17 protein-coding genes are annotated in these 24,534 nt (G+C 37.7%); 10 read left to right on the forward strand and 7 right to left on the reverse strand.

The window, feature by feature from the left end:
* Positions 1 to 182: 182 nt before the first annotated feature.
* Together ABMA72_RS06750 and ABMA72_RS06755 are read left to right on the forward strand one after the other, a co-directional pair.
* Complete coding sequence (locus ABMA72_RS06750; protein WP_392857313.1) at positions 183 to 668, forward strand: cyclic nucleotide-binding/CBS domain-containing protein; 486 nt, start codon at positions 183 to 185, stop codon at positions 666 to 668.
* Positions 669 to 680: 12 nt separating this feature from the next.
* Positions 681 to 1,397 carry a phosphoribosyltransferase gene (locus ABMA72_RS06755; RefSeq protein WP_393056602.1) on the forward strand — a complete coding sequence of 239 codons (717 nt, stop codon included), beginning with the start codon at positions 681 to 683 and terminating at the stop codon, positions 1,395 to 1,397.
* On the opposite strand, the gene ABMA72_RS06760 is transcribed toward ABMA72_RS06755, so the two are convergent.
* The 4 genes from ABMA72_RS06760 to ABMA72_RS06775 form a co-directional block, all read right to left on the reverse strand.
* The gene (locus ABMA72_RS06760) at positions 1,394 to 2,032 is read right to left on the reverse strand and encodes a LysE family translocator (protein ID WP_393056604.1); all 639 of its coding nucleotides are present in this window, start codon (positions 2,030 to 2,032) and stop codon (positions 1,394 to 1,396) included. The two genes, ABMA72_RS06755 and ABMA72_RS06760, sit on opposite strands and share 4 nt — an antisense overlap.
* A gap of 40 nt (positions 2,033 to 2,072) precedes the next feature.
* On the reverse strand, positions 2,073 to 2,999 hold the full coding sequence (locus ABMA72_RS06765; protein WP_393056605.1) for a hypothetical protein: 927 nt from the start codon (positions 2,997 to 2,999) through the stop codon (positions 2,073 to 2,075).
* A 233-nt stretch (positions 3,000 to 3,232) separates the two neighbouring features.
* Complete coding sequence (locus ABMA72_RS06770) at positions 3,233 to 5,095, reverse strand: CheR family methyltransferase (RefSeq protein ID WP_393056607.1); 1,863 nt, start codon at positions 5,093 to 5,095, stop codon at positions 3,233 to 3,235.
* 170 nt (positions 5,096 to 5,265) lie between these two features.
* Positions 5,266 to 5,898: an NAD(P)H-binding protein gene (locus ABMA72_RS06775; protein ID WP_393056609.1), complete on the reverse strand. Its 633-nt coding sequence runs from the start codon at positions 5,896 to 5,898 to the stop codon at positions 5,266 to 5,268.
* A 92-nt stretch (positions 5,899 to 5,990) separates the two neighbouring features.
* Here ABMA72_RS06775 and ABMA72_RS06780 point away from each other — a divergent pair, with 92 nt between their 5' ends.
* Entirely contained in the window at positions 5,991 to 8,825 is a 2,835-nt protein-coding gene (locus tag ABMA72_RS06780; protein WP_393056611.1) for a hypothetical protein, read from the forward strand.
* Positions 8,826 to 8,857: 32 nt separating this feature from the next.
* On the opposite strand, the gene ABMA72_RS06785 is transcribed toward ABMA72_RS06780, so the two are convergent.
* A complete protein-coding gene (locus tag ABMA72_RS06785) occupies positions 8,858 to 10,237 on the reverse strand; it encodes a M48 family metallopeptidase (RefSeq protein ID WP_393056613.1) in 1,380 nt (459 codons plus the stop codon).
* Positions 10,238 to 10,415: 178 nt separating this feature from the next.
* Between ABMA72_RS06785 and ABMA72_RS06790 the strand changes: the two genes are divergently transcribed.
* The 4 genes from ABMA72_RS06790 to ABMA72_RS06805 all read left to right on the forward strand — a co-directional run bounded on the left by ABMA72_RS06790 (position 10,416) and on the right by ABMA72_RS06805 (position 19,565).
* Positions 10,416 to 10,889 (forward strand): hypothetical protein, encoded by a 474-nt coding sequence (locus ABMA72_RS06790; RefSeq protein ID WP_392857323.1) that lies wholly within the window; start codon positions 10,416 to 10,418, stop codon positions 10,887 to 10,889.
* A complete protein-coding gene (locus tag ABMA72_RS06795; RefSeq protein WP_392857324.1) occupies positions 10,889 to 11,686 on the forward strand; it encodes a hypothetical protein in 798 nt (265 codons plus the stop codon). The genes ABMA72_RS06790 and ABMA72_RS06795 overlap by 1 nt, the downstream gene beginning before the upstream one ends.
* Before the next feature lie 140 nt (positions 11,687 to 11,826).
* A complete protein-coding gene (locus ABMA72_RS06800) occupies positions 11,827 to 15,993 on the forward strand; it encodes a tail fiber domain-containing protein (protein ID WP_393056615.1) in 4,167 nt (1,388 codons plus the stop codon).
* Complete coding sequence (locus tag ABMA72_RS06805; protein ID WP_393056617.1) at positions 15,990 to 19,565, forward strand: fibrinogen-like YCDxxxxGGGW domain-containing protein; 3,576 nt, start codon at positions 15,990 to 15,992, stop codon at positions 19,563 to 19,565. The genes ABMA72_RS06800 and ABMA72_RS06805 overlap by 4 nt, the downstream gene beginning before the upstream one ends.
* Position 19,566: 1 nt before the next feature.
* Here ABMA72_RS06805 and ABMA72_RS06810 read toward each other — a convergent pair whose 3' ends face one another.
* On the reverse strand, positions 19,567 to 20,310 hold the full coding sequence (locus tag ABMA72_RS06810; RefSeq protein WP_393056619.1) for an acyl-[acyl-carrier-protein] thioesterase: 744 nt from the start codon (positions 20,308 to 20,310) through the stop codon (positions 19,567 to 19,569).
* Between the two features lie 144 nt (positions 20,311 to 20,454).
* Between ABMA72_RS06810 and ABMA72_RS06815 the strand changes: the two genes are divergently transcribed.
* From ABMA72_RS06815 to recJ, 3 genes are all read left to right on the forward strand, one after another.
* Positions 20,455 to 21,804, forward strand: coding sequence for a hypothetical protein (locus ABMA72_RS06815; RefSeq protein WP_392857333.1), 1,350 nt, complete (start codon positions 20,455 to 20,457; stop codon positions 21,802 to 21,804).
* Between the two features lie 146 nt (positions 21,805 to 21,950).
* Entirely contained in the window at positions 21,951 to 22,196 is a 246-nt protein-coding gene (locus tag ABMA72_RS06820) for a hypothetical protein (protein WP_021265840.1), read from the forward strand.
* Positions 22,197 to 22,242: 46 nt separating this feature from the next.
* Positions 22,243 to 23,964 carry a single-stranded-DNA-specific exonuclease RecJ gene (recJ, locus tag ABMA72_RS06825; RefSeq protein ID WP_392857336.1) on the forward strand — a complete coding sequence of 574 codons (1,722 nt, stop codon included), beginning with the start codon at positions 22,243 to 22,245 and terminating at the stop codon, positions 23,962 to 23,964.
* Positions 23,965 to 23,996: 32 nt separating this feature from the next.
* On the opposite strand, the gene ABMA72_RS06830 is transcribed toward recJ, so the two are convergent.
* On the reverse strand, positions 23,997 to 24,533 hold the full coding sequence (locus tag ABMA72_RS06830) for a peptidylprolyl isomerase (RefSeq protein ID WP_392857338.1): 537 nt from the start codon (positions 24,531 to 24,533) through the stop codon (positions 23,997 to 23,999).
* Position 24,534 lies beyond the last annotated feature (1 nt).

A 24,534-nucleotide genomic window follows, 5' to 3' on the forward strand; every position in this document is an offset into this window, starting at 1 on the left:
TCAGTATCACGCGCTCCATTCTTTAAATAAATAAGATATTTCCATTTTTAAACGATACTCTAGCGCTGACCTGAACAGTAATCGCAAATTAATCAAAACCTTTCTTTAAAAATAATTAAATCTTATCTGCTAATAACTCCTCTTATAATCATCTTGAAAGAAAAGCTTATAAGGAGAAAAAAATGGCGATTAAAGATATGATTCAAAAAAATACTGTCATCATAAATTCCAATGCGACCTTGAAAGACGCTGCTAAGCAGATGTATGAAAAACATGTGGGCGCTATCGTTGTTGTGGATAATGTTACAGGAAAGAAGAACACGCCTATTGGAATTTTAACCGATAGAGACATCGCAATTTCATTTGGCAAAGAAGGAAAGATTGAACCAAATTCAAAAGTGAGTGAAATCATGACTCAAAATGTTGTTCTATGTACACCAAAAGATAGCGTGGTCGATACGATTAAAAAAATGCAGGCCAATGGTGTGAAGCGCCTTCCCGTTGTTAATGGAAGGGATCAGATTGTAGGAATTATTTCGTCTGATGACATTATTCAAACAATTGGTAATGAGCTCTATGACTTATCTCAAATTGTGAAATTAGAAATTGAAAAAGAGTCTGCTATCCAATGTCCAATCGATGAAAAGCGACAAGTTAAGATTGCCTAAGAGGAAGTGAAGATGTTCAAGAGTCGAAACGAGGCAGGCAAACTACTTGCTGAAGAATACAAAGATAAAATACTCGCAGATAGTAATACTGTGGTGATTGCACTTCCTAGAGGCGGTGTTCCAGTTGCCTATGAGATTGCAAAAAGATTCGAGTTACCTCTCGATGTGTTCTGTGTAAAGAAAATTGGGGCGCCAAGAAATCAAGAGTTGGCAATTGGTGCTGTTACTGAGTTAGGTGATATTTATTACAATAAAGAGTTAGTAAGTCACTTTGGCCTCAATGATCTACAACTACGACGATTAACTAATGCAAAAAAGCAAGAGGCAATTGAGCAAGCGAAGTTATTGAGAAAGAACCATACGCCAATGGATCTTTCCGGCCGCGATATTCTCATCGTCGACGACGGTATTGCAACAGGTGCGACAGTAAGGGCCGCGATTAAATTGATCAAACAGCACCAACCGAATAAAATACAAGTTGTTGCTCCAGTGTGTTCAAGAGAGGCATGGAGTAACATCACAAATTTAGTAGACGATATGCTTATACTTGAAACACCTCACAATTTTCTTTCAGTTGGTGAATTCTATCTAGAGTTTCCACAAGTAACCAATACACAAGCTCGAGAGTTCTTGAATGAGATTTACTCCTTAACTCAAGAGAAACGCAAACAAGAACAACTTGAAAGATTTGAAAATGAGGGTGGGCCAATAAAGAAGAGCAGGAATTAATCTTTACTTCTCGCTAATGCAAGGCCAAAAAATAAAAAAGCTGAACCGCTTAATATTTCAACAATGCGCTTAGTTCTCCCCTTTTCAAAATGGCCCTTAAAGAAAGTAATAAAGCTTCCAAATAGGAAAAGCCAAGCTAGATTTAAGCTAATATGAACTAGCGACAAGCCTATTGATTGAGTAAGTGGATTTGAATTAATATCAATAAATTGAGGAAGAAAAGTTAAATAGAAGATTGCAACTTTTGGATTCAATATATTTGTTAAGAGTCCTTTACGGAATTCACTTGAGACAGAGACTTGTCTCTCTTCACTCCTAGAACCGAATACTAAGTTTGAATTACTACCAGTAAACCATGCTTCATATAAAGCACGTACACCTAAATAGATTAGATAGCCTGCACCAATCATTTTAACAACGTGAAACAGTTCAGCAGATTGTTGTAAGATTGCAGAGAGCCCGAGAGATGACATCACAGCGTGAATAAAAAGCCCTGAACAAATCCCCAAAATAGTGGCCATAATATTTTTTCGATTACCACTTATTGAACTTTTTAAAACTAATGCGGTATCTGAACCAGGAGTAATAGTTAAGATAAAACACAAAAATAAAAAAGCACTAAAAGAGTTTTCCATTTGGACATACTACATTCGATAAAGTGTTAGAGTCAATATCTTACAACTTTGCCTCATACTCCTTTTTTGGTGTCTCAATTGTTCTCATCCACTTAACTGAACGCACTTCCCAATTGGGATCGTTTTCTTTTAAAAGTTCAAGAACACCTGAGAAATGTTTTGCACCATAAGTGATGAAAATCTTTTTATTAGAATCATTGATAATTCTTTTAGCAAGTTCACGATTTCTGTAGTCCAAAATAACAGGCTCAATACTTAACACTTTTCCAGATTCCGATTTCCCCATATTCTTAGACATAAAACCACGGCATACAATTCCAGCTAATTTCTTCTGACCTTCGCTTCCAGATTTTAAAAATGATACAAGTGCAGCACTTGGATCATCACCACTTCCCTGCTCAGCAACTTTAAAGAAGTCTTTATTGTTCTTTGCAAATTGTTTATCAGTTTTCATTAAACGTTCAAACTCAGCTTTTAACTCAAGTGCATCAACATCGGCAGTAATATGCCTTTCAGGATGCTCTTTCTTATCAGCTTCAAGAAGTTGAAAGTAATCCAATTGAAACTTTAGTCCACAAGCTTTACCAATTGCAGAGTATGTTTCAGCTAAGTTTTTTTGCCCACCGGTAATCCCGGCAGTCATCTTCTCAAAGAAGTCTTTTGATTCAGGCGAATTAGTTTGAACGCCCTCATAGTAAATAACAAAGCCATTTGCGAGAGCTTCTTCAACATCATAAATAACAGATTTATAAAAATTTTCAGAACCAATATGTTGCATCCCTTGGAATGTAACTGTTTTATCACCGTTAACTAAAACAGTCTGTGGCTGAAGAGCGGGATTCGTTTCTGTTATGACAATTGAATAATAGATTGGTAATGAAACAATCCCAGTAGAAAAGAAAAATAGCCCTAGCGAACAACGTAGCCAATTTGTTTTAAGAGTATGTGAATTACAAATTTTTGTCATTAGCCAGCCGAGTGGTAAAGCTAAAAAGAAACTGGCTATCAATATATAGATATACATTGTAGGCCAATTTAGAATTACAGGTAGACTTGAAAAAAAGCCGAGAATTAGCACAAGCCAAATTATAGTTTGTAGACGAATTTTCCAAAATACTTTTGTATGACTTTGCATTATCTCTCCCGAAGTTAATTCAGGAGAGATTAAACAATATTAAACGATATTAGTAAAGCTTGTTACTATTCATCGTCAGCAAGATATTCAGTTCCAAGGTGAGCAAAACTCGTCCATGGGAAAATATCTGAAGCGACCTCTTTAACACTTTCGTTAATACTTTCAGTATCTTCGATAAGAATTTGAGTATTCTTTAAATCAAAGAATGAATTCTCTACTTGTTTTGAAACGATACCAAATACCGATAAGCTTTTCTTTCTTGAAGATGTTTTTGAGTTAACAGCTGCAAAATGATTCTTGAAGTCGCAAATATAGACAGCGTTATTCACAACGGTAGTCAGTTGAGAAAAGACTTCAACATTTGGGACAGACTTAAACTCTTCACTAATCATCTCGAGGAAATTTCCATTACCTTCAAAGAATAAGAATATTGGCGGTTGATTTCCTCTTAATTCATCAAGAGTTGCAACGATCTTCTTCTTATCACTAAAGCTTCCAACAAAGAAGCGCGCCTTTGTGTCTGGTGATTTAATATCAAAGCTCTTTTGGAATGAGCGGTCAATGCGAGTCATCGCTGTTCCAGAGTTAAGGAATGACATTTTAATTTTGTTCTTAATCTCTTCCGCTCTTTCAGAAAGATTATTAAGAGCAGGTTTTTCAACAAAGTCACATGCACCATTGTTAAGAGTTTCTTGGGCGTAGCGAGTATCTTCTCGACTGGCACTTGAAACAACAATGACATTTGGGTGACCCATACGATAGTTCTTTTTAAGGTATTCAACACCATCCATCTCAGGCATGTGAATATCAAGCGTCATGGCATCGACCTTATTACTTCTAAGAAATTCTTGTGCCTCAACACCATTAGCGGCCGTTCCAACAACTTCAAAGTCCTCGTCTTTTTCAAAGATTTTTGTCAGTAGCTTCACAACTGAAGAACTATCATCCACAATTAGCATACGAATAGGCTTTGGAATGGATGAAAGAATTGAACTCGGTCTTGAAGTCGTTCTCGTAATTGGTGTACCACCATCTTTAACAAGGCTAAGAGTTCTCTCAGTTTTAGCTGGTACTGACGGATCAAGACAGTAAACACTAGGTGCTAATGTTTGAACTTTTAAGCTAGTCCCTTTAAGAGACTCGCTAATCCCCGTGACAAATAAAGCATCCTTATGAAGATACTTCTTAAAATTTACGACGATATTTTCAATTGATTTTTGGTCGAAGTAGATAAAAACGTTGCGACAAAAAATCACATCAAATTTCTTACTTCCTAAGAACTTCTCAGGTGAAAGTAAATTCATAACACCAAATTGACAGTTATCCTTGATATTAGCGTTCACTTTTGCGAACTTTGAAATTTCACCAGAGCCACGCATCCAATTTCCAGTTAAGTATACTGTAGGAATTGATTTAATTTCACGGTAGCGATAGACACCATTCTTAGCAATCTTTACACTTTCCGGATCAATATCAGTTCCGATAATTTCAAAGCGCATACCTGGGTAATTCTTCAAGTGGTGATTGAAGAACATTCCAAGAGAATACACTTCTTGTCCACGACTACAAGCGGCCGAAAGAATTCTAATAGTTGAATCTCCACGCTTCTTAGCATTTGCAACGATACTATCAATATTTTTTAAGAGATATTCAAAGTGTGAAAACTCTCTAAAGAAGTAAGTATGGTGAGTCGTCAGCATCGAAATGAGATGAGACGATTCCTTATTATAATTCTTCGTAAGATAACTATAGTAATCTTCTGGAGTCGAACAACCTAAGGTCATCATTCTCTTTTTTAGACGACTTGTTACCATCGATTGTTGTGCTGGCCCTAAAATGTTTCCACTTTCTTTTGAAACAATTTCTGACACATAATTAGCAAGACTGATAATATCCCACTCAATACCTTTCTTAAAAGCTTCGCTCACATAGTTCTCCGAAATATAAAAAATCCCCATAGATGAAAAATCTATATCTCTACTTATCGACAACTATTACGATTTCTTAACAGTAATTTCAGATAGTTAAATTATAAAATGTAATCGGAACAAAATTTATATCAATCTCGAACTAAGATATTGAAAACTCATTTTTGAATTTAAATTAACCTGTCAGATGTCATGATTTCAACTCCACTTTTTCCCTCAATTGCGGCCATTAACATGGCATTTGCAATTGATGAAGCAGGGTTAATACGCAACTTTTTTGGTAAGACATAGTGTAGTGACTTTAAAATTATTTTCCCGAGAAGCTCACCAGGACGAAACTCTTTTCTCTCTCCACCAATGAGCCCAGGCCTTATGAGATAGAGAGATCTGAACTTTAAATCTTTTAAGGCATTTTCTATTCTCCCCTTAACTTGGTTATAGAAGAATCTTGAGTTTTCGTCTGCACCCATTGCTGAGTTTAAAACAAAGATTTCAACACCGGCCTCTTTTGCACATTTTGCAAATGAGAGAGGGTATTCATAATCGACTTTTGAAAAAGCTTCCCTACTCCCGGCCACTTTAATGGTTGTCCCAAGAGCACAAATGACTGCATCAATATTCCATTCCTTAAGCATAGCTGTCGTTATATGATCAAAGTCGATAATAGGTGCACTTAGTTTAGTGTGTGAACCAATTTCTCGGCGTACGGGTGCAACCACAAAATCAACACTTTGATTCTCTAATGCTTGTTTTAATATTTGGCCGCCAACCAGTCCTGTAGCACCTAAAAGAAGTATTCTCATAAACTATCCTTATCAGCATTTCGTTTACATATTCACGACAATAAAGTTTAATTTATATAAACAAAATTAGACTTAAACATAGCGAGACATTAATGCAAAGATTTGCGATTTTAATTGCCTTTATATTATCAACTTCTTTTCACACATTGGCCCAACATAATTGGGCAAATACTCAAAGCCCCCCTCAAAATTGGTCAACGGTAGAAAATGAGTTTGTTCAAGTTATCTATCCAACAGGCTTTAAAGATAATGCAATTTATATGGCAAATCTTATGGAGCACTACTCAAAATATGTTGGACTTTCATATGGCCTGCAAAAACCAAAGCAAGTAAGCTTAATTTATCGTCCACAGATGGGTGACCCAAATGGTTTTGTTACTCTTGCACCTAGAAGAACAGAGTGGTTCGATTCAACGAACTTTTTTGCTCACGTTAGTACAGTTGAATGGCACGAAAATTTATCCATTCATGAGTATCGCCACATTATCCAACAAGATATTTTCAACAAGAAAACGGTTAAAGCTTTTGATGTACTGATGGGAGATTCTGGCCAAGCGATATTAAGTTATGTAGCTAGAAAACCATGGTATATGGAAGGTGACGCCGTTTACGCTGAAACAAAGTATACTCAGTCAGGGCGTGGACGCTCTTCTCGCTTTATGGCAAGACTTAAAGCAATCCTCTTAAAAGGAGAAACACCAACATATGACCAATTTGTAAATGGTACATACAATGACCAACTCGTGAGTTGGTATATTTATGGTTATGTTCTTATTTCTCATGGTTACAAAAAGTACGGTGATAATTTTTGGGACGTTGTTATGGACAATGTGACAGCAAGGCCATATCCAAATGGTATTGTTGGTGCAATCGAAAATGCTTCAGGTGTCGACTTTTACGACTTCTACTACGAAGCATTTGAAGAACTTAGAAAGAAGTGGAAAAAAGATAGTTTTCCAGAATTAAAAACAACAGAATTTAAGATTAAGACTAACCAATTTAAAAATGGTGATGATTTATATTACTTAGAATATGACCTTAATAACTTCTATCGTTTAATTAGAGAATCTCATGGGGAAAAAGAAGTTCTTACAGATATCCCCTACAGCGAAGATTTAACACGACTTGATTATAGTAAGACTCATGCTATTCAGTCTCACTTTTTACCACATTGGCGCTATGGATTTAAAAGCTATTCTGATTTAAGTCTTATCGATTTAAAAGATGGCAGCAAAAAATATATTACTTCAGGACAGCGATTATATAACCCTCATTTTAATAAAGCTGGAGATAAAATCACTGCGATTAATTTTGACTCAAAAAACAAGTGGCTTGTCCAAGAGATTGATCTTGCGGGAAATATGTTACGTCACATTAAAAATGAGAAGTATAAATTTCTTGAAGCAGTGGCCATTAACAGCAATGAAGTTATCGCTCTAGTAACAGTCGACACAGGTGGAAAGGGAATTGTAAAAGCAAATTTTGAAACACAACAAGTAACACCTTTAATACCAATTAGTTTTAACAATCTATACTGGCTACAATCAGATTTTAAAAATAATATTTTATTTGAAGGGCAATACAACGGTGCGGTAGAAGTTTTCAAATTCAATTTTGATACCAACTCATTAGCGAAGTGTACAACTTCTAAAATCGCGGCCTACGCACCGACAATGACTAATGGTGAAATTCTATTTTCTGAACAAACAATCAATGGAAAAAGAATTAGTAAAGTGACAACAGATAATTGCCAGTCCATTCCTATTTCATACCTTACAGATCCCAATAAATACTACTCTAAAGATAGTCCTAGTGATCGTTTAAATAACTTTGAAAGAGTTGATTTTAAAGATCGTAAAGAAGTCGCAACTAAGAACTATGAACAATACAAAGAAAAAGATTACTCAGGATTTGATTGGAGGGCCTTCACACCTCACTCATGGAGCTTCTTTGTTGGACAAGGTTATGGCCTATCCCTGTGGGCAGACAACTATCTAAGAGACTTTGGTTGGAATGTTAACCTTGGCTATGAAGCTGCTGAGAATACACCTTATTCTTCACTACAAATAGACTTTAAGAGGTATTGGCCAATCTTTAGCTTACTTGCTGACTTAAGAGAAAGAGAAGTAAGTCGTCTCGGTACAGATAATGATGATTACGGTTGGGATGAGAATGCTGTTGGAGCTCAAGTACAACTCCCATTTGTTTCTCGCCATAACTTATACAATCTAAATATTACATTGGGTTACAGCGCAGAGTACGTGCAAACAAAAGACTATAACTCAAATGATATTGATATCAGTGGTGAGGCCGATTTAATTCGTCAAACGACATCGCTGAATATTGAACTTTATAAAGACTTCACTGCAAGATCAATTATTTCTCCATGGAGTTTCTCGCTACTAGGTATGTATCAAGATGCAAGCACGGATGATACGACTGGTCTTGTTGGAGATTATCGCTGGTTTGGTGATATCACACTAACAACGCCAGGCCTGTTTAGAAATAACGGATTTAAATTTTCAGTCACTGGGGAAGAATATGGAAATGGAACGAGTTATCGTTTCCAACCAACATCACAAGAGATTATGGGATATGTATTTTCTCGTGGATATGATTATTTCGCATCAAAGAGATATATTAAAACAAGTTCAAATTACCTATTCCCTCTTTTCTATCCGGACTACAATATTGCAGCTCTTATCTACTTTAAGCGTATCTATATGAATCTCTTCTATGATAATACGAAAGTCTATCCTATTTCAGCGGACAATGGATTTCATATCAGTAGCTATGGGGCAGAGCTTGTCTTTAATACGTCTATCTTCAGGGCAATCCCTGTCGACTTTGGTTATCGTTTTGTTAGAACACATGAAACTGAAGAAAGTATTAATGAAGTATTCTTAGGAATTGGACTTACATTCTAAAAAAAAAAGGCCCTCTTTCGAGGGCCTCATTTTTATCGTTCTTCTAATTTATGATCTAGTTTTAATTTCTTACGTACACTCTTTTTAATACTTGATTCAACAAGGGCCCCCATCGAAACCATTAGTTGTCTAACAACATATGGTGGCATTGCCTGTAGTTCATCAATCGACTCTTTTGCTTTTTCGTACTCAGTACTTGTAACAACAAGAGAAGAGTCATATGGAATGTAGTTAAAGATTAATTCTTCAATTTTTTCAACACGAGTTGATGATTTTGGGTGACTCGAAGTAATTGCTTGAAAGAAAGTCTCATCATAATCAGGAACCGATGAGAAGTACTTTCCAAGCCCGTAAGGAGAATATCCTGCTTTATACGCATATTGAACACCTAGCTTGTCGGCCTCGAGTTCCTGAATACGGCTAAATCCCATAAGTGGAATATCTTCTAACTTGTCATAGACATAGTAAGTTGCAGCTCCACCAAGAATTCCGAAGTTTGCCCAAACAAAACCAGCTCCAACAAACTTAGTAGCAATTGACTTTAAGTTTCTTGTCACAGATTCTGTACCGTGTCTTTCAGTTACGTGCGCCCATTCGTGTCCTAAAACACCTGCAAGCTCTGCTTCTGTTTCTAGAGAATCAACGAGACCTCTAAAGACAAATACATAACCACCAGGAAGAGCAAAAGCATTTTCGATTGGTGCATTAATAAAGAAGACCTTTGGTTCAACTTCAGGCATATCTGATGCCTTAGCAATTTTTGTGATCATTGTTTTTAAGTATTCCGCCATTTCACCATCTTGATAAATATAGCGCGAAAAATTATTTACGATTTCATAAGCAGCTTCTTTCCCAAACTGAGAGTCAGTTGCAAACTTAAAGAAGTTTCGTCCAAAACCATTGTGTAGACGACCTTCTTCACCAATACGATTATAATTTTTGTACTTTCCTACAACTTTACAAGATGCAAGACTTTTGAATTTTGACATATCAACGATAAGCTCACTTCCATCAACTTTGAAATCAACTGTATTAGTACAATTTGTTAATTTTAGTTTATCACCTTGAAGTTTTACAGATCCTGCTTTTCTAAGATCTACACTTCCCTCTTCAGAATCGTAGTTACGTACTTCAAATTCCATATTAATTTCAGTTGCTGAAAGCTTATTAAGCTCAGGCCCATGATTATAGTCTAGCTTTAGCTTTAACTTTCTTGGATACATCGGCTTCACTTCAAATGACTCTTCAGCTGATCCAGATAGATTTAACTCTTGCCCGTTAATTTTCATTTCACCAGAAAGAGATTCCCCCTCTAGAGCATGGACAAATTTAACCTTTGATATTTTCTCGGCATTACATGACACAAGTAGTGCAAGTGTCATCAACGTCGCAATATTGACCATTTTTTTCATACGCTTCTCCCATTTTTGTAATAGTCATTACTACCAATGAAAGCCTGTATATGTCATAGAGTGTGTAATAATGAACACAATACTTAGGCCACATAATTATTGATGAGGAAATCTTGTCTCCTAAATGCCCTAACCCCTTATAAAATGGTATAATTCGAGTGGTAATAAGAGGACTAGTATGATTAAGATTTCAACTATAAGTATCTGTAAAGTGGTGGCGCTTTTAGCTCTTCCAACAATGGTAATGGCCGCTTCAGCAAATGACTTCATCTCCACGATGAAAAAGCACGTTGGTGAATACAAAACCCTAGTAAGAAACTCTGACTTTTGTGATGCTTCAGATATTCAATTTGTTGATGAAAAGTCACCAAAGAAAGGTCTTAGAATTGGTCATCGAATTTTTATCGGTCCCCTTAAAGATAAGAAAGAAGTTGAGAAATCGGATTGTACCTACACTTCAACATTCGCTTATACAAAGACAAAAGTAACTCAAATTAGTGAAGTAAAGAACTGTAAAGTTTCTGCAAAACAGAAAGACTCAATCAGCACACAATCTATAGAAATCAAAAAAGATACGATCAACTATGAATCAAAAGAAAGTGGTATAAAGTGCGTCTATAAGAAAGTTCAAAAGAATAAGGAGGCAAAATAATGAAGTCTCTCATTCTTCTTTCGACTCTATTTTTAAATTTTAATTCTTATAGTAACGATCTCAATTCAAGAAAGACCGATTTCTTGAATGAGCTCAATAGTGTTATCAATAGCGTCACGAACCCTCCCGATGGAAATTGCCACAATTGCCAGGTGGAAGACAATACAATCTCTCAAGGAGATCCTCTTCCTACTGAACACCGCAGAGATGGAAAGTACTTCAACAAGGGCTGTGAGATGTTCATTACTGAAGATGGTAATGAAGGTGTTTGGGGACAGATGATTACGGAATATATCGATAACGAAAAAGGTGCTTCAGAGATGTTTCTCTATGATGAAATCAAGGGAATGACTGCAAGGCCATATACGTGTCCAAATTGGTATAATCTTAATAAAGAACAAAGAAAGAGATTTTGGGTTTGGATGTTCGCTTCCATTGCCCAAGTAGAATCTTCATGTGATCCAACAAAAGTAAATACTGGACGAGTCCCAGATGCTACAGATCGCCCTACTGGCCTCTTCCAATTAAATCGAAAAAGAGATGCGCGTTATTGGCGCGGAAAGAATTGTCAATTTGCCTCAGGATATGAAACAACAATCGAGCCTATCAATCAAATTCGCTGCAGTATGGATATTATGTACAACATCCTTCTTGGTAAGAAAGGTATGTATAAGGCGAATGGTAAGATTTTTCCAACGAACTCTTATTGGGAAAAGCTAAGACCGAATCATAGCCAGACTGGTGGGCCTATTGGAGAGCTTGCTCGTATGTATCCACCATGTAATGCAACCCCTTAATAATTGGAGGGTAAGCCCAAAAAAATTGGCACCTCCAGGCCCTAAATTGGAAATATTGTCCACTTAACTACCTAAATTTCATTTCTTTAATGTTTCGTAATAATATGACGATATGCCACTGTAAACACAGGGGAACTTTGTTGTACGTTAGTAGAATCTTTACATTCATTTTAGCGTTTAGTTTAAGCTTCTTATCCTTAAACCTGCACGCTTCGACAAGTAAGCTCGGTTACTCGGGACGTCTTGTGCAAAGTAATGGAACTCCTATTACAGGAACTCCTAATCTTCAATTTGACCTCTTCTATTCAAATGATCTTTCTACAGTTGTTGCAACCCAAACGATTAATAACGTTCCACTCTCTAATGGAATTTATACCGTTGAATTAGATTTTGCCGGTATTGCAACAGTTATTAATACTATTCCTGTAGGAGAGACCTTAGTTATTCGTGTGACAGATACGACGAACTCAATCGTTTTTGATTACCAAAATATTCTTGCAAATCCAATTGCTATTTATGCAAATCACGCAGCCCTTGCCGAGACGATTGCAAATGATGCGATCACTCCTGATAGCGTTGATTTTACTGGCGCTTGTTCGACTGGACAGGTCGTTTCTGTAAATGCATCAAATGAATTTGAATGTGTGGATCAAACGGCAGCAGTTAGCGTTGATTCGACTCTTGTTGATAATACGGGAGTTATTGGTCAAGCAAACATTGGGTCTGCCGGAACATACACATCGGTAACAGTTGATAACTTCGGACGTGTAACCAGCGGTTCAAGTCCAGAAATTGATTCAAGTGGAATCCAAGATGGCTCGATTATGGATGCAGATATTAATGCATCGGCAGCTATCAGTTGGTCAAAAATCAATGCACCAACAATTGATAAAACTTACGTAGGACTTGGTAATGTTGCCAATGTCGCGCAAATTCCAGCAAGTGATCTTGATAACTCAGGAACTTTAGATTCAGCAACACAAGTTCCAAGTGAACTTGCAGTAAAAGGCTACGTCGATACGACGGCACAATCCATGGCCGATGCAAAAGTTGTTAACTCGATGGCAGGAACACAAACGGATACTGCTCCTTCTGTTGATTCAGTAAAAAATTATGTAACGGCCCAAACTGGTGCTATCACGTCATCTCAGTGGACAACAAGTGGTAGCGACATTTATTATTCGACAGGAAAAGTTGGTATTAATATCAACGCACCAACATCGCAACTTCACATTAAAGAGGTTGATGATACATGGGCGAGCTCTTTTAGAATGGATCGTTCATGGGATAGTACAACTGATTACTTTCAAATGATGTATGACTATCAAGGGCTAAAGATTAGAACAATGGCCAATGATGCTGATGAAGCACATATTATTTTCAAGCCACTAAACTCTGAGGCCATGAGAATAACTGAATCAGGAAATGTTGGTATTGGAATCGACACACCTACTGAAAAACTCGACGTTGCAGGAAAGGTAAAAGCAACTGAGCTTTGTATCGCTGCAGACTGTCGTGCCGCATGGCCAACAGGTAATGCTGGAACAGTTACTTCTATTACAGGTGGAACAGGACTAACAGGTGGAACGATCACGTCATCTGGAACTCTTGCAGTAGATATTGGAACAACTAATGGTAAAATTGCTCAAGTTGGAGCAGGAGATAAATTAGCAGATTCAATTATTAATTATAATCCTGCCATTGATGTTGCCTTAACAGGGTTTACAACAGGTGCAGCTTCAAGTGTACTTGCGACAGATACTGTCCTTCAAGCATTTCAAAAAGTTCAAGGTCAACTTAATTCTCATGCCTCAAATCTTGCAGCAATTTCTGCTTATGACACTGATGATATTCCAGAAGGTTCAACAAACCTCTATTATACTGACGCTAGAGTAAAAACAGCAGCAGTTGTGAATTCGACAGTAGGAAGTGAAACAGACCAAGCGCCTTCAGTTGCTGCTATTAAGTCATATGTTGATAATCGTGCAACTCAGTGGACGACAGCAGGAAGTGATATTCACTATCCGACAGGAAATATTGGAATTGGTGTAACAACACCTTATTCGCTTCTTGATATTAATGGTGTGGATAAAACCGTAAGCCTTGCAGCAGGAAGAGATTTTCCTGCGATGCTACGTTTAAACTCGACTGATCCAGCAATTGGCGCTGAAACTAATATTCTTTTTACATCTAACTACTCGGGATCTTCAAAAGTTGCCAACGCTTCCATTGCTTCAATCCAAGAAACTGATGGTGCGAATGCAAATTACGGACAAGCGGCCCTTGTCTTTAGAACGAGTGGGTCATTAATTGCAGATCTTAATAAAGAAAGAATGCGAATTGATGGTGCAGGTAATGTTGGGATTGGTGTTGCATCTCCAGGCCACAAGCTTACCGTAAATGGTGGTGCAAACTTTGCAACAGCATCTGGTACTCAACCATTCTATATTTCAAGAGCGGGTGCTACAGTAGAAGCCTTTTCTCTGACTGTTGGTGATACCGCATCTTTCTTTGATTTAATTGAAGATAATGGTGAACCTGACTTTCAAGATATGAATTTTCGCCTAATCTATGAAGGTGGTGATACTCATACATATCTTAGGACATTTGCCTCAGGACCTAATGCTGGTGATGTTGATGTTTATCTACAGTCTTCTGGTGGAAATGTTGCCATTGGAAATATCGCACCAACACAGAAGCTTACAGTTGATGGTGGGATGAATGTCACAACAGGCAATGATATCTGTATTGATGGTACAGGCTGTTTATCAACAGTTGTAGCAGCTAGTGGAGAACAAAACACGGCCTCAAGTGCAGCTGGGACTTCTCTTTATAAGACAAAGACTGGAACTGACTTAGTATTCAAAGGCCTAACAGCTTCTAGTGACCTAACGCTAACGGCGAACACTGATGATGTGAATATAGCTGTTAATACTTCAAATGGTGCCAATGAGCTTTTAAGACTTGATGGAAGTGGACGTGTACCAGCATCAAATGTGATGAGCACACCTCTTACAGGATATACCGTTGGAGCAAATTCGGTGCTAGCGCCTACGGATTCTATATTAAGTGCCTACGGTAAACTTCAGGCTCAAATCAATGCCAACTACACAGCAATTACAGGATTAGCAGACACTGATGACCTTGCGGAAGGTGCGACAAATTTATATTTTACAAATGGGCGTGCTCAAACAGCAGCAGTTGTTAACTCAACAGCTGGAACTCAAACAGTACAAGCTCCTTCAGTTAGTGCGATGAAAAGTTATGTAACGACTCAAATTGGTGGAGTTAATCAATCTCAATGGACAACAACAGGGAGTAATATCTATTATAACTCTGGTAACGTAGGAATAGGAACGACTACACCACAAAATCAACTACATGTAAGTGGAGCTCTTAATTCTTATATTTACCTAGAAGATCGTTCCGGTGGAGTCGATAACAAGATCTGGTCTTTCAATAATAACGATGGCTTCCTATATCTTGGCCAAAGAAATGATGATGCCTCTTATAAAAATACACATATGACAATTACCCCTGCTGGAAATGTCGGAATTGGAGATACAAGTCCAACCTCTAAGCTCACGATTAGAGGAAATGATGATGCAATTACTGGTCCAAATATAACTCTTTCAGGAGATGCAATTAATCAATTTGAAGGTGGACGAATTCGCTTTACTGAAGCGAATGGAACCTTCCAAGGTGGATTTATCCACTACGATGGAACAGGCCCAGATTATCTTCATATTGGAGTTCATGAAACTGCAGACTCAAATATCTTGAATGATGTAAATTCAATTAGTATTCGTCGTAATAATGGTAATGTTGGTATCGGTATCTCAGCTGCAACAGAAAAACTACATGTTGCTGGAAACGTTCTTGCAGCAGCTTACCTTTATACTTCAGATGAAAGATTTAAAGAAAACGTGGAAACGATTATTGATCCACTTCACAAGGTAAACTCTCTACGTGGGGTAACTTTTGATTGGAAAACAGATGAATTTCCAGAAAGAAATTTTCCAAAAGAAAAGACTGTAGGTTTTATCGCTCAGGAAGTTGAAAAAGTTCAACCAGAATTAGTAAAGACAGGACAAGATGGATATAAATCTGTTCAGTACGGTAATATCACGGCACTTTTAGTCGAAGCAGTAAAATCAATTTCAAATAAAATTGATAAGCTCTTTAGTAATGATGAAGAAGTTAAAAGAGAGATTGCTTCACTTAAAGAAGAAAACGAGCAACTTAAAGCAGATATGCAAGAGATGCGCAAAGCAATTAAAGAGTTACAAAAAGCAAATAAGAAATGAAAATTCAAATAGGTTTTCTATTTACTCTACTCTTCTCGCAAGCTGTTCTTGCGATCAATACTGTTGATACTGGTTTTAAACTAGCAACCAATGAACTTAAAACAATTGTGGCCCATAATACTTGTAAGAAAGTATGGAATACATCAACAACAAATGAACACTTTGTTTCAACAAAGACAAATCCAGAGTGGATGAATTTCTATGCCAATGCACCATCTGATATTGTCGTTCGCGACTGCCAGGTTTCATGCTCGACATTAAATAAAACTGGAACATATCCAAGTGGTCTTTACACAATTGATATAGACGGCGCAGGACCTCTTGCTGCCTTAAGTGTTTACTGTGATATGGATAATAATGGCGGTGGCTGGACGAGGATCTATAAACATGATGTCGCCGGTGGATTCTTCCCTACTACGAATTCAGCTCTACTCTATAATCAAGCAGCACCGACTGGTGACCTCTATTCTATCGTTCAGTATATTGATGAATTTGAAAATCTTAATCGCTTCACTTTTTGGATTAACTACCCAAATGAAGGTAAGAAAAATATTTGGTCACAATTTACAAATCCAATTTACGACACTCCTGTACGTGGCTATCGAGGAATTGATATTGAAATGAATAGTCAAAGATGGGGTGGCCTAGAGCTTGGGAATAATAGTTTTGGTTACTCAAATGGCGATGCTTCATTATTAGATGGCTCAGTTAATCATTCAAATTGGTACTTTGCAATCGGTTCAGATCAAGTTTATAAAACAGGAATTCCTTCAGATCATAATAATGACGTGGGGACACAATTAGTAGAGCTCTATCTTCATGATGAAGGGATGAGACCGATGTCATGCCAACATCTCGTTGAGCTTGGTGAGTCCAAAGGCTCAGGTCTCTATACAGTATACCCTGATCAAGTAACAGCTACTCAAGTTTACTGTGAAATGGATATTGATAATGGTGGCTGGACTCTTTTCTATGCCAACGCAGCAGATCCTACAATGACGACAAAAAAGTCATACAACACGATGAAAAACGAATTTGCTGGCATCAATATCAATAGTACAAATTATGCGGATATGAATACAATTGGTATGCATAATTTCTATAATTTCTCGGCAACCCAAATGATGGCCCGTGATATCGGTAACTGGGGAGCAACTGACTACTCGACAGTTGAGTTCTTTAACCCAGAGGACTTTAATCTTGTTGTTGATATTAAAGCAGGACCAAGTAGGACTACTCCAGGAGATTGTGACATGTTAACTGGTGGCTCACAATTTCGTTTTAGAAATAGCAATGGAACAAATTACTATTTAGATAGGCAAACGAATTGGGCCGGCGTTGGCTTTGGTTGGGGAGACTGTCTTCCTGCATATACTCAAACAGGAACATCTGACGTACACGATCAACCACGACACTATATATATCATACAAATGGTAGTGATGACCTTAACCGTGTTCGTGGCGTTGGAGGTTTCAACACAGGACAAGCAACTGTTAAGGCACGCTACTTTTTAAGAGAGAAATACGACCGACCAAAGAACTGTATGGATATTCTCTTAAGTGGTAAGTCACGTGGAAACGGTTCTTATACGATTTATCCAGAAGGAACGGCAGTTACAGTTGACTGTGATATGACGACAGAAGGTGGTGGCTGGACAAAAGTATGGCACGGCTACCCAACTCACGCTGCACGAGGAGAGACTTCAGCAGAAGTTTACTCAAAATCAAATTCAATTGCTTTTAATCAAATGCGCATCGAAAGCGTAAATACTGGTTTAAGTATTACAGATAACACTTGGGAGACAGCTTACCTCGATAAGACTATTCCAGATTATTTTCAACAAGTAATTTCACAGGCAGATGCGACAAGTCCTCAAGTTAAATTTGCAGATATGGATGGTACAGAAGATGTAGAACTTGTTGGGAAGTATTTCTTCCATGGTTACGGAAACAACTGGCGTGTCTTTTATTCATGTGTAAATGTGGATCCAAATACTACAGACAGAATCTTCATTGGTGGAGGTTACGGAAAGAGATGTACACCTAGAGACTCAATGGTTCGAAGTGATTTTTCTACTTGTACTTCTACCGCTAATAGCTATTGTACGAATGCTTATAATAGTACAGAAGTTGAATCAGGCCTTGGGCTTACTCTTAAACAATATCAAGAGACACGTGTTTGGGTACGCTCACTTCCTTCCATGAAGTCATGTCGAGAAATTCTTGATCGTGGCTATTCAAGTGGAACGGGTATTTACATAATTGATCCAGATAGCCCACTTGGCGCAACTCCTCCTTTTCCAACAATATGCGATATGACAACTCACGGTGGAGGATGGACTCTTGTTTGGGGAAATACTCGAGAGGGAACAAATAAGCCAACGACAAATCTTACATATGCTGATTCAATTAATACGACTCCGCGTTGTTCATATGATCGATCAGCATCAAATGACTTCACGGGAAAATGTTCACCAATCTCTAGGCCAGGAATGCCAGAGGCACAGACAATAAATTATTACTTAGAATATTTCAATTACTTCGTAGGTCTAAAACACTGGGATTCGATCTCTGGAAATAATGACTTTCAACTCCTCTACTCTTGGTCACCTGATTACGAACAACCGATTTCACAACAGGCCATGATGACAGTAAAAAATTTTGATCCAGCTGATAGTTACCGATTAAATATCGAATCCTACACTCAATTAATAGGAACAGTGAATGCTGCAATTGCTACAAGTCATGATGGGATGATGTGGTCGACTTCAGATCAAGACAATGATAATCACACAGGAGTTTGTGCTACCTTCTACACTGATACTCCGTTTTGGTATGCAAATTGTTGGAATGGAAAAATAAATGGTGGTGGTGAAGGAACTGAAGGTGGCTATTTTAACGGTGCCTACTGGAATGGAACGGCCAAACAATGGGCAACAGATCCAGCGACAGCAATTGGTGCAGGGAACGCTTGGTTTATGATTCGTGAATCAAACTCATACGGAAATTATAAATCTTCTTGTAAGCAAATCCTTGAAGAAAATCCAAATGCTCCTTCAGGTAATTACACTATTAACTTCTATCCTGGTCAAAATGCTCTACGAAGCGTCTATTGTGATATGACAACAGATGGTGGAGGCTGGACATTAGTAGCACGCTCAAGTGGAGTTACTGATCTCGATAATTCAATCATGGTAAGTACTATTGCTGATAACCTTATAACTGAAAGAACTCTTCCTGCAACTAGAGCTTCAATTAATCCTGAATACTTCTCACGTGCCAATGGAACAACAGATGCCATGTTTATCTCTCCTTCTTACAATGCTGGTGCTCCAATAATTGAAAACGGCAATGGAACTTGGGATTACGACTATACCGACTGTGTAGGGAATCTACGCCATACAAGTCGAACGGCAGGATGTTCAGGGCAAAATGCTAACGATAATTACAATAGTGCTGATGCCTTTAATATAGCGATTAATTCCGGTAACGAAGGTGTCGTCCCAGCTTATGGAACTGAAGTCTGTTACTCAGGAAAAGGTGCCTGTAGCTTTGAGTTCTACCTACGCTAATCTAATCAGCTAAGAGCTTTGCCAAGAAACAAGTCTTACCATCAGAGTGTCTAACTCCTTTATAGACGATATCGTGATTTAACTCCCCTGCATCATTTCGAGCTCGATAGATATCGATCTCATCCCCTAGATGAGTTTCGGCCATGAAGTTAATTTCAAATTCATTAAGCTTTGCCGTTTTATGAAGTTCGATTGGAATCGAATCAAGAATCCACTGTGAATACTTCGTATTATTCACATGCATATTTAAATCAAGATCACTATTTCGTACTGTAATGGTATTAACTTTTTCAAAGTTATCCCTTACCTCAACTTTATGAGCAATATAATCTAAATGATAATCAGTGCGAGGATTTATTTTATCCATTGGAAAGTCAGGTTTTTTCACCTTTCTTGTCAAACCATCTAGAATCATCCATACCGTTGAACAGTCCCCAATCTTCTCACCATTAAGGAAGATCTCAAATTCGCGAAAGGCATACATCCCCTCAGGTGCTCGAGACCACGTCTTAATCTCAATAACCTCATTCCAATGAGGAAATCTGTCCATGCGAAGCTTTTGTCTAACTAGAACCCAAAATGATTGATCTCGAATCATATCTTCTAAACCAAAGCCCATCTCTTCGGCATGAACTGTTGCAATATCTTGCAGATAACCGAGCATTCCAAAGAGTCCAAGACGCTTGTTGATATTCACATTATTGATACTGACCTGATAAGTCTTTTGATAGATTGGATTTTTCATAAAGATATTAAAGCAAAAGCGCATTGGTTTTGGCCAGTGTCTAAAATATGAACAGTATCCATGGCATTTTTGCATGGTTTTTGGCCTTTTTCTTGGCATAGCAGTTGCATCTAATAAATTGAATCAAATTCTTGGGAGGAATTTATGAAAGCTTGTTACAAAAAGCTATTTATTATGAGTGCATTATTTCTATCGAGCACTTACGTGCAAAATGAAATGTCTATCACTGATAGCTCATATCAAAATGGCCATTACCGCGAGATAGCTGGAGAAAAGCAAGTCTCTGTAACATCTTATCAAGTCCACCAAAAAGGTATTTTTGATCTTTGGTTTGATACTGCTAAGCTATTTGGCAAGGTTGAAAATATTGTTAAAATTGAAATTAAAGACGTCGATGAAAAGCTTGTTAAAGACTTCAAAGACTTATCAAAAAGATATGAGGACCTACAAGGTAAATCTGACACTCTATCACAAGAGCTTGCAAAAAGCAGTGAAGAGATCTCTAGCCTAAAATCAAAATTAGCAAACGTACAATCATCTGATCCAGTTGATGATAATATTCGCCAAGAAAAAATTAAGGCACTCGAAGAATTAATCGAGCAAAGAACGGCCGAACTTGATACGGCAAAAGAGGCAATTTCTAAATTTGATGAAACAAGAGAAAAGCTTCAAGAGATTAGTGAGAAACTCTCAACACTAGAATTAGAGAATGAAGAATTAAAGAAAGAGAATGCGATCTTAGTTTGTGAACTGGAGAATGCAAAATCAAAAGTCGATACTGATGAAATTAAAAAGCTTCAAGAAGAACTAGCAAAGATTACGGCAGAACTTGAAGACTACAAGAATGATTCAGCTGATTTAGAAGAAAAGGAAGTTATCGCTGAAGCAGATAGCAAAGAAATTGATAAAGATAAGCTAAAAGCAAAGAAGAAAGATAAGAAAGAAGATAAAAAAGAAGACGACGAACTATCAGAAGCTGAGCTGGCCCTAGTTGAATATATCAGAGAAATGAAGGAGCAAGCTGAGTACCAACGCCAACAACAGCAAGAGGCCATGGCCATGCAACAATTTGTTAGCATGCTTACTTCTCAGTTTACGCAACCACAGGTGAATTCATACTTTGGTACATACGATGCTCTTAACCAGAGACAAGAGAGCTTCTCAAATATGGTGCGCGATTTTAGAGAGCAATCTTATATGATGCAAGATATGAATCGTCTCAATAATTGGAACTATAGTTACAATGATTACTACGGAGCGAATGCACCAATGCTGAGAGTAAGTGAATCAATGCCTTGGGGTAACTACTACACTCCAGAGCAATCAATTCAGGTACAAAATTTTGATTACTCTCGACATGGTTATAATTGGAGTAGCGATATTCCAAATCAGAACTTTAATATGGGAATCAATACTGCAAACAGTAACCCAATTCTTAATAATTACACGACTGCTTTAGACGCTACTAATAGCGCTAATATAAAGCTTTTTTAATACCCCTCCCCCCTTTTATTTGATGACAAAGGCCGAGTTACATACTCGGCCTTTACTTTTTTTCGGTAATTATTGCCGATTTCTCTAAACTTATTCACCTATCTTTCGAAGAGGTATGTACTACATCTAAAGGAATTAAGGTTAGAATGATGAAAGAAATTAATATGGAAGTTGCTAAAAAAAGAATTATTAAAAAGTGTCATGTTTGTGGCCACGTGCACGATACGGCAACAGAAGTTCAAAAATGCCAAAGCTGCAAGAAATCATTCTTACCAACAAAATACTTTGATAAGGTCCACGCAAAGAACTCTTCTGACTTTAAGCTACTGTTTTCAGATGTTAACGAGCTGCACGAAGAAGATATTATTAAGGGTATTACCGTACTTTGGTAAGACTTTATTAATTCTCGATCAAGTTCCAACGTGATATCGTTCTCTAATGGAGAACACAACACACGCAACTCAGAATTTTAATTTACATCCAGTCGTTCAAAGACTCTTTCACAAAAGAGGAATGGGCGTTGAAGAAATCCAAGAGTTTCTTTCTTGGGATCTAAAAGCATTGCCAAATTTTGGTGAGCTCATCGATATTGATATTGCCGCAGATGAAATCATCAAGGCCATCGATAATAATGAAAAGATCGCTATCTATGGAGACTACGATGTAGATGGAACGACGTCTTGTGCTCTCTTCTACCAATTCTTTCAAAAGCTAAATTTAGAAGTTGATCTTATTCAACCTTCTCGCTTTGTCGAAGGATATGGCCTTCACAATTGTTCAATTGATCGTGCTATTGAAGAAGGCATTGATCTAATGATTACAGTTGACTGTGGTATTTCAAATGTTGAAGCTGCAGCTTATGCAAAAGAGAAAGGCCTAAAGCTTATTATCACAGACCACCATAAGGATGGACGTGAGACGATGCCAGAAGCGGTTGCCGTAGTTAACCCTTCTCGTCGCGATGAGCCTGTTGACTCTGAAATGAAACCTCTTGCAGGTGTTGGAGTTGCCTTTGCTATTTGTGTGGAAATTAGAAAGAAATTATTAGCGCGTGGACAAGAGATTCCATCTGTTTACGATCTCCTTCAATATGTCGCCATTGGTACAATTTGTGACCTTGCACCACTTAGTCCTATGAACTTAAAACTCGTTCGTCATGGAATGAGACTGATTAAGAATACCCAATATGAAGGGATTAAGGCCTTCTTTGACCCTACAGATCGTGGAAAAGATATTATTCCAAGTGAGAAATTATCTTTTAATGTTGGGCCACTAATTAACTCAAAAGGTCGACTTGACCACCCTGAGGTGGCACTAAAACTTCTCATCTCTAAAGATTATAACGAAGCTCGTGAATACTACCACCAGCTTGTTAACTGTAATACTGAACGCAAGGCCATTCAAAGAGAAGTTTTTGAAGAGGCCAAAGAACAAGTCATTGATGAACTTAAAAGAGATGGTGAGTTAGATATTGCTATTGTCTATGCTCCACACTTTCATGAGGGTGTAATTGGTATTGTCGCTTCAAAACTTGTTGAAACTTTTAAAGTTCCGGCCATCGTATTTAGTGACGCTGAGGACGAAGGTGTAATTAAGGCATCTGCTAGATCTGCAGGCGAGCTTGATATTTATAAACTCCTAGATGAGCACCGTGAACTTTTCTTAAAGTTTGGTGGCCACAAGGCTGCGGCCGGTCTTTCAATGCCAGTTGAAAACCTTGAGACATTCAAGGCCTCAATGAATGAAAAGCTTCAGGCCATTCCATTAATTGAAAGAACTGTGCAAGATTTCTATGATCTTGAAATCACACCAGATGAAATTGATCCAAATCTTCTTAGAGGACTTGATGCTCTTGAACCTTTTGGAATGGGTAATGCGAAGCCTATCTTTAAATTAAAAGGTGCAAAACTTAAGAGCTTTGATCTTTTAAAAGATGTTCACGTAAGATGGAATTTTACTTCGATGACAAATCAGAAAATTAATCTGAAAGGGATTAGTTTTAACTATATGTCTAAGTGGGGAGCGCTTACACCAAATGAAATCTTTGAGCGCCAAAATGATCCAAGTGTTGAAATGGATGTTTTCTTCACGCTTGCTCTAAACTACTTCAATGGAAATAAGTATATTCAACTCATGGTTGAAAGAGTGGACCTTAACTAAGGTCCACTTTAGATTATTTCTTATCTTTCGAATTATCTTTCAATCGTCACTTTTTCCATAACGATGTCGTGCATTGGACGATCGTGCATTCCAGTGCGAACTTCACCGATCTTCTCAACAACATCCATACCTTCAATAACTTTACCAAAAACAGTGTGGCGTCCATCTAAGTGTGGTGTTGCACCAAGAGTGATAAAGAATTGAGATCCATTTGTTCCTGGCCCAGCATTTGCCATTGAAAGAATCCCTGCACCGTCGTGACGAAGATCTGGACGACACTCATCTTCAAATTTATAACCTGGTCCACCCATTCCTGTTCCATCAGGGCATCCACCTTGAATAACAAAACCAGCAATAACTCTGTGAAAAATTAAACCATCGTAGTATGGCCCTTCTTTCGCTGGAGTCTTTTGTCTACCTTCAATAAGGTTGGCAAAATTCCATACTGTTTCTGGACATTCTTTTGCATAAAGTTCTACTTTGAAATTCCCCATATTTGTTTCAAAGTTTGCGTATAGGCGATCTAGATCCTCTTTGTGGGCATCTTTCTTAGTTCCAAAACCGAACATA

It is taken from the genome of Halobacteriovorax sp. CON-3, assembly GCF_043196995.1.
In the GTDB taxonomy this organism is placed as follows: Bacteria; Bdellovibrionota; Bacteriovoracia; order Bacteriovoracales; family Bacteriovoracaceae; genus Halobacteriovorax_A.

Bases quoted from the DNA above. Each gene is read 5' to 3' on its own strand.
- ABMA72_RS06795 (WP_392857324.1), top strand. From the start codon at position 10,889: ATGAAGTCTCTCATTCTTCTTTCGACTCTATTTTTAAATTTTAATTCT.
- recJ (WP_392857336.1), top strand. From the start codon at position 22,243: ATGGAGAACACAACACACGCAACTCAGAATTTTAATTTACATCCAGTC.
- ABMA72_RS06765 (WP_393056605.1), bottom strand. From the start codon at position 2,999: ATGACAAAAATTTGTAATTCACATACTCTTAAAACAAATTGGCTACGT.
- ABMA72_RS06750 (WP_392857313.1), top strand. From the start codon at position 183: ATGGCGATTAAAGATATGATTCAAAAAAATACTGTCATCATAAATTCC.
- ABMA72_RS06785 (WP_393056613.1), bottom strand. From the start codon at position 10,237: ATGAAAAAAATGGTCAATATTGCGACGTTGATGACACTTGCACTACTT.
- ABMA72_RS06755 (WP_393056602.1), top strand. From the start codon at position 681: ATGTTCAAGAGTCGAAACGAGGCAGGCAAACTACTTGCTGAAGAATAC.
- ABMA72_RS06790 (WP_392857323.1), top strand. From the start codon at position 10,416: ATGATTAAGATTTCAACTATAAGTATCTGTAAAGTGGTGGCGCTTTTA.
- ABMA72_RS06780 (WP_393056611.1), top strand. From the start codon at position 5,991: ATGCAAAGATTTGCGATTTTAATTGCCTTTATATTATCAACTTCTTTT.
- ABMA72_RS06830 (WP_392857338.1), bottom strand. From the start codon at position 24,533: ATGTTCGGTTTTGGAACTAAGAAAGATGCCCACAAAGAGGATCTAGAT.
- ABMA72_RS06775 (WP_393056609.1), bottom strand. From the start codon at position 5,898: ATGAGAATACTTCTTTTAGGTGCTACAGGACTGGTTGGCGGCCAAATA.
- ABMA72_RS06760 (WP_393056604.1), bottom strand. From the start codon at position 2,032: ATGGAAAACTCTTTTAGTGCTTTTTTATTTTTGTGTTTTATCTTAACT.
- ABMA72_RS06820 (WP_021265840.1), top strand. From the start codon at position 21,951: ATGATGAAAGAAATTAATATGGAAGTTGCTAAAAAAAGAATTATTAAA.
- ABMA72_RS06815 (WP_392857333.1), top strand. From the start codon at position 20,455: ATGAAAGCTTGTTACAAAAAGCTATTTATTATGAGTGCATTATTTCTA.
- ABMA72_RS06810 (WP_393056619.1), bottom strand. From the start codon at position 20,310: ATGAAAAATCCAATCTATCAAAAGACTTATCAGGTCAGTATCAATAAT.
- ABMA72_RS06805 (WP_393056617.1), top strand. From the start codon at position 15,990: ATGAAAATTCAAATAGGTTTTCTATTTACTCTACTCTTCTCGCAAGCT.